Here is an 8,999-nt window from a genome sequence, read left to right on the forward strand (position 1 = left end):
GCTCTTCCGATCTAGTTACTTTAAAAGATTTATTCATAATAATTATGTTTCGGCAAAAATGGCTCCCTCTCCTCTGGAGCACCCCCAAAATCAGGCGATTTTCACCAAACATGGGCTAGGGGCGGTTGTTGAGTTAGTGAACCGCCCCTTTGGGAATCTTTTTTGATTTTGTTTTTTTTCGATTCCCCTGTTAGACTTCGCAATAAGCGGGATCAACCGATTTTTCGGGTTCTTCCATTACTTTTGATGGCGAAGTTGCTGTTTTTCCTAAATAGACCTGCTTGATCAACTCATAGACCCTTGGACATGCTTGGAGCCAAACCCCCATGATTGCTAATGCGCCCCATCCAAAGGCCACAAAACCCCAGTGGAGTGGAGCCACAAAAAGCTCCTCCATAAACCAGCGGGTATGACCGAATTCGTTCAATCCCACATTAGGAAAGATCATCAGCGGGGAGCCAACAAGTACGGCGTAGGGAATAGAAAAAGACCTAGCAAACATGGGCAGCCTGGTGATGGCATACATGAAGGATCCTACTCCCAGTATTATGTATATAGGATAGCTTTGATAGAACTCGATGATATGACTTGGAGTAAAATCCGTATCACGAATCACCGTTTGATGCCATGTCCCATCTTGCTCAGTAAAGTAACTGGCTCCCCAGTAAAGTCCTACCGTATAGACCACAATAAACAGTCCAAGATTCCAGTACCTTCTGAGCTCTTCGACAGGAGAAATATTTTCTAAATTTCTATCCCTACTCACCCATAGCCAGGTGCATACGGCAATGAAAGCCAGCGCCTCCAAAGCCAGTTCTGCTAAAAGCAGATTCATCCAATAGGTCTGATACTCAGGGGAGGTATAATCCAGTCCTTTTGTAAAAGCAAATGCTCTTTCATATAGATTGACAAGAATATACCAACCGCTAAGTAGACCAATGCCCAACCACATTCGATTCCATGAAAATAGCGATCTTTCAGGAATCGCCATAGTCGTAGTAGTTGTTGCTTGTGCCATAGAATTCCTCCTATTTAGTTGTTCATACCTAACGGCTTTCATTTTTATATTGAAAACGAAAACCATTAATTGAAGCCGGTATACCAACCGGATTCTTTTGTAACCATAATATCTATATTTTTTTAGGCAATTAGTGAGATGGAGGAAAATGATAGATTATAACTTAAGGGATAGTGTCAATTAAAATAGGAAATATCCATATCCGCAGGTCCTGATTGGAATCAGAGTGATAATATTTATATATTTATAATAAAAAATATTGGACAAATCTATATTATTTTAACTTAAAGAATATTATAATATAATCCTATATGTTTTTAAATATATAACCATTTTTTTTAATGTCATAGAAACCGACTTTAAAATAGGCATATCTATTATAAAATCATACATGAATATACTATAATATTAAAAGAAATATACCCTATTGTATATTAGGCATATCCCTGAACTATAATGTATAAAAAGATCCCACTTAGTTTTTTGCTGATAGCGTATCAGTATCGACGCCGCTAGTTTGAGATTGCTGCCAAGAAATGGCATAATGTACAAGTTGTGGGCCACTTTTAAGGTAGAGTTTTTGTTTTATACTTGCCCGGTAAGCTTCTACGGTTTTGACACTCAAGCTTAATTGTTCTGCAATCTGTCGGCTCCCATAGCCTTTCCCTATTAGTTGAAAGACTTCAAACTCCCGATCGCTTAAAGCCTCAATTGGACTAATGGATAAAGATCTTCTTTTGCCAGAAACCCCTTGGAGAATCCGATTAGCTACATGATCACTAACGGATATTCCTCCCGCAATGACTTTTTTAAGGGCAGCAATTAGCTTTTCTCCCCCTTCGCTCTTCATTAAATACCCACGAGCTCCCGCGCGTAATACCCTCTCTGCATATAATGACTCTTCGTGCATAGATAGAACGAAAATAGCGATATCTGGATAAACCGTGTGGATATCTTTAATGAGTTCAAGACCGCTTTTCCCAGGGAGAGAAATATCGACCAAGACAATGTCAGGCTTTGTTTTTTCTATTAGCTCGAAACCCTCATGAGCGTTCTTCGCCGTTCCACATACAGTCATTCCAGTCGTAGAATTGATTAGCTGACAGAGACCTTCTCTTAAAATCGTGTGATCATCCACTATTAAAACCTTGTGTACTTTCTGCTCATCAACCATAAAACTCTTCCTCTACTTATTTTAGATTAATTATAAATTATATTTTTAATTGAATCAAGCTTTCTATAATTATTACCGGTTTTATTATAAAGTTTTTTTGCTTTTTTTAATAGAGTCTTTGTTTAAACAAAAACCAGCTAAAACTCATGCTCACTAATCCGATACCTAAAAGAGGCAAATATTGATCCCACAAAGTATCCAATCCTTTAGCCTCTAAAAAAATACCTCGCACGATGACAAGAAAATACCGCATAGGATTAAGAAAAGTAAGATACTGGATTGGTTCAGGCATATTACGGATCGGCGTAGAAAAACCAGACAGTATGATTGAAGGAACTAAAAAGAAAAACACTCCTAACAAGGCTTGTTGTTGGGTGGAAGAAATAGAAGAAATTGCAAGCTCTATTCCAATGATCGCAAAGAGAAAAAAGAAGAGTCCTAAATAAAGCAAAAGGATATGGCCATGGAAGGGAATTTTAAACCACAAAAGAGCTGCTAGCAAAATAAGCGTCGCTTGAGCCATAGCAAAAATTAAACCTGGAATGGTTTTACCTACCAAAATCTCTATCGGTCTAAGAGGCGTGACAAGCAACTGATCGAAAGTGCCCATTTCTTTTTCTCTAGCAATAGAAAGTCCAATGGTCATCGCTGAGACAACAAAAGTCAAAATTCCGATCAATCCAGGAACAATGAACCATTGGGAAAGAAGATTAGGGTTGTAGAACGCACGAAAGGTTATTTGAGAAGGTGGAGGGATTCTTCCGCTTTTTTTAATCCAATCAACATTATAATCGGCTATGATCTGATTGGCATAACCAGTAAGAATCGCAGCCGTATTGGAATTTCTCCCGTCTACAATCAGTTGGACTTTACCGCTTCTGCCAGAAAGTAGATCCCGATCAAATCTACGATCAATATGAAGAACAAAAAGCACATTTCTTTTTTGGATTTCATCTTTAAGTTGGGAGTCATTTAAAATTTCTTTTTTTAATCTAAAAATAGGGGATCCAATAAACTTTGCTATGAACTCCCTCGAATGGTACGTTCTGTTTTCATCATATAGAGCAAAGGAGACCCTAAAAAGATCAAAAGTAGCCGCATAACCAAAGATAAACATTTGAACAAGAGGCGGAACAATGAGAACGAACCGACTTCTGGGATCTCGAATAAACACAAGGATTTCTTTAATAATCAAACCAACAACCCGATTCCACATTTTTCTTTTTTTTCTCCTTCTTAAGAATCCGCTTCTAACTCCTATTCCAATCTTCTTTTCCACGAGATGTAACAAAGCCCATTGACCACAACCCCAAAAAAGAACAGAACCAATAGGTTCCAAGATAACACACTCCAGACATTTCCAGCCAAAAAAAGGGTTTGTAGAATCGAAACAAAGTATCGAGCTGGGAAAAAAAACGTAAGAAACTGAATAGCCACAGGCATCGATTGAATATCGAATATAAAACCTGAGAGCATAAAGGCAGGCAGATAGCTTGTAACGATTGCCACCATACTGGCAACAAAGGAATTTCTAGAGATATTTGAAATTAATGCCCCAATACCCAAAACCGCCAACAGAAAAAAGACTGAAGAAAGAATAAGCATCCAGAAGGACCCTCTAAAAGGAACTTTAAAAAGAAACACAGCCAGCAAGAAAGAAAATATCATCCCTCCCATCCCGAGTATAAAATAGGGTAAAAGTTTGCCAACAAAGTGTTCTAGCTTAGTCAGAGGAGTGGCAAGCATCGCTTCCATAGTTCCTCTTTCCCATTCTCTGGCAACAACAAGAGAGGTAAGCAAAGCCCCAACCACTGTCATGTTAATGACAATGATTCCTGGAACCAGATAATCTTTTGTAATCAATGCAGGATTAAACCAAACTCTAATTTCTTGGGAGATAGGCATACTCAATTGAATGTTTTGATCAATCATTTCTCTTTTAAGCCAGCCTGTCCATACTCCCAACAAATATCCTTCAAGCAGCCGAGCGGTGTTGGCATCTGTCCCATTAACGATTGTTTGGATCGTCCCTTTCCCAAAAGCCAAAGATTCTCTACTCCAGTTCCCTCTTAACCAGATAATACCTATAAGCCGTCCTTTTTGAAAATCTAATTGTGCTTTTTGGATTGTCTGATAGGATAAGGGTGAAAAGTAAATTGAATTTTTGAGACTTGATTCGAAACTAGAGGAAAGTCTAGTGGGATGTTCAACTACTATCCCCACGGGTAGGTGGATAGCATCGAGAGAAACTCCATAACCAAACAAAAAAAGTAAGATGGCGGGAAGTACAAAGGCAATAACAAAGCTTGAAGGATCTCTTAAAATTTGGATCCATTCCTTTCGGATAAAGGCATAAAGTCGGTTGTTAAAAAACAATTTTTTTTTCAATTTTCTTCAGGACTCCGTTCAATTAATCCTATGAAAGCATCCTCAATAGTGGGATTGGGATTTTCTATGGTTTGAAAACGTGCTTTTATTTCTTTGGGATTTCCTTCGATTAAAATTTTTCCCCTATTAATGATGATTAGCCGATCACAATATTCAGCTTCTTCCAAATAATGGGTAGTGATGAGTAAAGTGGTATTCTGCCGTGAAAACCGGATCATTCGGACCCAAAACTCTCTTCGGCTTTGAGGGTCCATTCCCGAAGTCGGTTCATCGAGAAAAAGGATGTCTGGTTCATGCATTGTAGCACAGGCAATAGCCAATCTTTTTTGAAATCCTAATGGGATTCGACCAGCCTCCATATCAAGAAACTCTCCAAGCTCATACTCATCAATCATTGAATTGATCTGTTTTTTCTGTTTTTCACCCTTTAGATCATATGCCCTAGAAAAAAATACTAAATTTTGAAGAACACTTAAATTGCTATAGAGAGAGAACTTTTGAGAGACATAGCCAATTCGAGATCTAGCGGTTGCTGGAGAAGTCCTCAAATCAAAACCACTCACAGAAACTTTGCCTTCCGATGGAGGCAAAAGACCACAAAGCATTCGAAATGTGGTCGATTTACCCGCCCCATTCGGTCCCAGGATTCCATAAATCTCACCTCGATTAACTGAAAAACTTATTTTTTTTACGGCTTGAAATTTACCATAAAACTTTGAGAGCTTTTCCACAACGATCACTTTTTCTGTTGATTGTCCTTTGCTCTTTTCTTTCGTCAATCCGTTTTCTTGGATCAATGTGGATGCTGGTTGTCGTTTTTGAGGGTAAAATGATAAGAGGCAGTCAGCTATTTTTGTTTCTGCTGGGCTAGAAACAATTTCTAACGACTCATTTTCCCTTAAAAAGGTTGCCGCTTTGTCTTTTTGAAGCACAATTCTTATGTATTTTCCTTCAAAAGAATGATCAATGACATAAGGACTAGATGAAATTTTCAACAATAGTTCTTTTGAATCCATTTTTTCCGAATGAATCAATAAAACAACACTCTTTGCGTTTTCTTCTAAATACGAAGGACCTCCCTGAACAAGTTTTTGTCCTTTATCCATAAGAAGAATATCCTGGCAATAGCGTGCTTCTCCTAAATAAGAAGTACTAATCACAACGGAAAGTGAGCGAGCTTTGACTAGATCATACAAAATTTTCCAAAGTTCTCTTCTAGACAAAGGATCAACGCCAACAGTCGGTTCATCAAGCAGCAACAACTTAGGCGAAGAAAGTAGAACAGAGGATAAAGCTAGTTTTTGTTTCATTCCCCCAGAAAGTCTTCCGGCAAGTCTTTTCATAAACTGTCCAAGTCCGAACATAGCTAGGAGTTCTGTAAGCTTCTGTTCTCTTTCAGTCTTTGGCACTTGATAAAGATCCGCATACAGCCGAAGATTTTCTTCTACGGTCAGATCTTCATACAACCCAAAGTTTTGAGGCATATAGCCCAACTGGGCAGACAAAGCTTCTTTATTTTCTTGGGGATTCAACCCGAGCACTTCGATCTTTCCATTGTCCGGAATATACATTCCAGTAAGAAGCCGCAATAGTGTGCTTTTGCCTGAGCCATCTGGCCCCACTATCCCTGTTATAATCCCACTGCTTATTGTAGAGGATAGCTCTCTGATTGCAAAGAACTTGCCCTTTGCTGTATGAAAGGATTTGCTCACTGCCTCCAGTCGAATGCAATGGGAATTTTCCCCCATAATGACTTAATCCATGGTTAAAGGAGGTTTTTCGGGTGGATATGGTTGATTCAATGGGATGCGAACTGTCGCTGGCATCCCTAATCTCAACCTATAATCAGGATTTTCACTATAGACCCTAACTTGATATACCAGTTTTGTTCTTAACTCGGGAGTTTCTACATTTTTAGGAGTAAATTCAGAAACTGGTGAAATGAAACCAATCCAGCCATGAAAAACTTTTCCTGGATAACTATCAGTGAGAATTTCGGCTTTCATTCCTAAAAATATTTTTCCAAGATCAGCTTCTGGAACATAAGCCCTAACCCAAACAGGACGGTCAAGAGCCAGGGTGAATACTGGAGTTTGAGGGGTAACCATATCCCCCGGTTCTAGAATCCTATCTTCGATAACTCCATCTTGGGGAGCATAGAGTTTTGCATCCTTCAGTTCTTGTTTTGCCAAGGAAAGAGCGGCTTCATCAGCCTTGAGTTTGTCTCTAGCTTCTTTTAGTGCTGCTAAAGCATTGTCCCTCTCTTGAAGAGAAATGTACTGCTCTTTAGCAAGTGCTTCGTCCCTTTTATAGGTTATTTCCGCATTTTCTAAGGCCGCTTTATCCACCGCCACCGTATGTTCAGCTTGCCTAACAGCATCCTCAAATCGAACCGGATCCAATTCAGCTAACAGCTCTCCTTTTTTTACTCGTTGCCCTTCTTGCACATACATTTTCAATATTCTCCCTGTATCGTAAAAAGCCAGTTGGACTTCTCGGATATCGACATTGCCATAGATAGTCAAGGTGCTGGCAGCAGAAAGCTGAATGCGAATATAATAGAAAAGCCCAAGGCAAAGCAATGTGAGTAAAACAGCGACAAAAACAAGCATTGTTTTCTTTTTTGTCATGGGTTTATCTTCTAAGCATGCTGTTAAAAGCCAGGATATCTTCTTGTTCTAATACCCCGGCAGCGGCTTTAAGCTGAGCTCGGGATACAATATGATTATAGAGCGCATTATAATAATTTCTAGTGGCACTCGATAAATCTGAAATCACCGTTAACAAATCAATCACTGATCTTGTGCCGAGTTCATAGCCTTTTTTGGTGGCTTCGTAAGATGTTTTGGCAGAATCTAAGGCGGTTTTTGCACTTTTAAGTTGAAGCACACTGCTTTGCAAATTCAAAAAAGCTTCTTCTGTCTCTAATTTTGTTTGATCCGAAGTATTTCTTAAAGCTTCTGATGTAGCTCTGGCTTGAGCTTGGGACTGTTTAATTTTCTGATCAATTTGCCCATCATAAAGTGGGACAGACAGAGTCAAAAAACCTGCTGCTACCTGTAAATTAAGAGGAATAGCGTTGACCGCCAGCTGACTGGAGGAACCAACCACAGATAATACAGGCCAATGCCCTCTTTTATTTTGCTCAAGTTGAGCGTAGGAAACATCCAGTAGGGATTTTGCTTGTTTGATCAGCGGCTGATTGGCCATAGCCGTTTGTACCCATAGGTCCAGTTTGTTGGGAGTTGGATTCATTGGTGAAATTTCTTTGACATCCGCAAGTTCTGCCTCCAGTGGTTTATGCGTTATTCTTTCTAGGATCGCTTTTGAAATATTCAGGGCATTTTTTGCTGTAATAAGATTAGACTGCGATAGATCATACTTAGCTTTAGCTTCTTTAACAGCCACAATATCTCCTTTCCCTGTTTTCAAGAATGCTTCAGTTTGCTTAAGAATTTCCTCATAGAGAGCCAGTTCTGTTTCCGAAACCCGCACATTGGCTTTGGCCTGTAAAACTCCAAAATATCCTTGAATAACTCGTAAAATGAGTTGTTGTCTTTGATATTGGACCCCAGACCTTTGAGCCTGGCTTTGATATTTAGCAGCTTTCAATGCGGATAGCTTCTGACCATCGAACAGTGGCTGTGTTAAAAGAACGGTGTAAAACTCAAAGGAGGTACCTGTCGCTAAAGAAAAGGAATTGATATTCACATCAATCAAACTTCCTCCTCCGGCGGCAGCATTCACCGAAAGGGTAGGTCCCAAAGCCGCTTTAGCGACTGAAACCCCAGCCTGAGTACTGGTAAAAAGATAGCTTTCCCTCGATAGAATAGGATCAGATTCCAAAGCCTGCTGAAAAACTTGAACAAGGTCTTCTACAGCCTTAGCAGTTGGCACTGCAAAGAAAATAAAACAAAAAAGCCCCCATAACCATAAAAAGAACTTTTCTAGAATCATCGAATCATTGAGTGTGCGTAATTTTTTCCAGAAATAGTCCATTTTGAAAACTAAAAATAAAAATTAAGAAAAATAAAGTCAATTCCTCAATGGCTAAGCTATTCTGACCAGATGCGGCCGCCGTAAGCCCTTGGCTTCAGACATGTGGGATAAGGCGGGTTCGGATTTTTCCCGTTAGGGGTTGAATTTATACATCCATCTGTCTTCTAACGGCTGAGTGAAGTACCAATCGAACAACAAGGCCCAAAAGAATGTCTGAGAAGAAGCGAGTCTAGGCGCCGTCGTTTGTCTGCAAGCTGCCGCTGCGGACAACCCCAGCGGATGAGCACAAGCTTTCTATTCGGTTCGAAATGGCAAGGCAGATTTACAATGCCCTCTTGGGAGAGTCGCTCCGGCTACTGGCTCTCATGCGCAAGAGCCGGGACTGGCAGCGCGCAAGCTGCGAGCCGGATGCGGGGGGAA

Annotated in this window: 7 protein-coding genes; all 7 read right to left on the reverse strand. The window is 39.9% G+C overall.

Annotated elements, in window-relative coordinates; all coding sequences use genetic code 11:
• Nucleotides 1–190: 190 nt before the first annotated feature.
• The 7 genes from amoC to A7Q09_RS07320 all read right to left on the reverse strand — a co-directional run bounded on the left by amoC (nt 191) and on the right by A7Q09_RS07320 (nt 8,579).
• A complete protein-coding gene (gene amoC / locus A7Q09_RS07290; protein WP_134390741.1) occupies nt 191–1,018 on the reverse strand; it encodes a bacterial ammonia monooxygenase, subunit AmoC in 828 nt (275 codons plus the stop codon).
• Nucleotides 1,019–1,493: 475 nt separating this feature from the next.
• Complete coding sequence (locus tag A7Q09_RS07295) at nt 1,494–2,192, reverse strand: response regulator transcription factor (protein WP_134390732.1); 699 nt, start codon at nt 2,190–2,192, stop codon at nt 1,494–1,496.
• A gap of 106 nt (nt 2,193–2,298) precedes the next feature.
• A complete protein-coding gene (locus A7Q09_RS07300; RefSeq protein WP_134390733.1) occupies nt 2,299–3,408 on the reverse strand; it encodes an ABC transporter permease in 1,110 nt (369 codons plus the stop codon).
• 41 nt (nt 3,409–3,449) lie between these two features.
• Nucleotides 3,450–4,580 carry an ABC transporter permease gene (locus A7Q09_RS07305; RefSeq protein ID WP_134390735.1) on the reverse strand — a complete coding sequence of 377 codons (1,131 nt, stop codon included), beginning with the start codon at nt 4,578–4,580 and terminating at the stop codon, nt 3,450–3,452.
• On the reverse strand, nt 4,577–6,328 hold the full coding sequence (locus A7Q09_RS07310) for an ATP-binding cassette domain-containing protein (RefSeq protein ID WP_134390737.1): 1,752 nt from the start codon (nt 6,326–6,328) through the stop codon (nt 4,577–4,579). The genes A7Q09_RS07305 and A7Q09_RS07310 overlap by 4 nt, the downstream gene beginning before the upstream one ends.
• A gap of 6 nt (nt 6,329–6,334) precedes the next feature.
• Nucleotides 6,335–7,210 carry an efflux RND transporter periplasmic adaptor subunit gene (locus tag A7Q09_RS07315; RefSeq protein ID WP_134390739.1) on the reverse strand — a complete coding sequence of 292 codons (876 nt, stop codon included), beginning with the start codon at nt 7,208–7,210 and terminating at the stop codon, nt 6,335–6,337.
• Nucleotides 7,211–7,214: 4 nt separating this feature from the next.
• Nucleotides 7,215–8,579 carry a TolC family outer membrane protein gene (locus tag A7Q09_RS07320; RefSeq protein WP_244228596.1) on the reverse strand — a complete coding sequence of 455 codons (1,365 nt, stop codon included), beginning with the start codon at nt 8,577–8,579 and terminating at the stop codon, nt 7,215–7,217.
• Nucleotides 8,580–8,999 lie beyond the last annotated feature (420 nt).

Source organism: Methylacidiphilum sp. Yel, assembly GCF_004421185.1.
In the GTDB taxonomy this organism is placed as follows: Bacteria; Verrucomicrobiota; Verrucomicrobiia; order Methylacidiphilales; family Methylacidiphilaceae; genus Methylacidiphilum.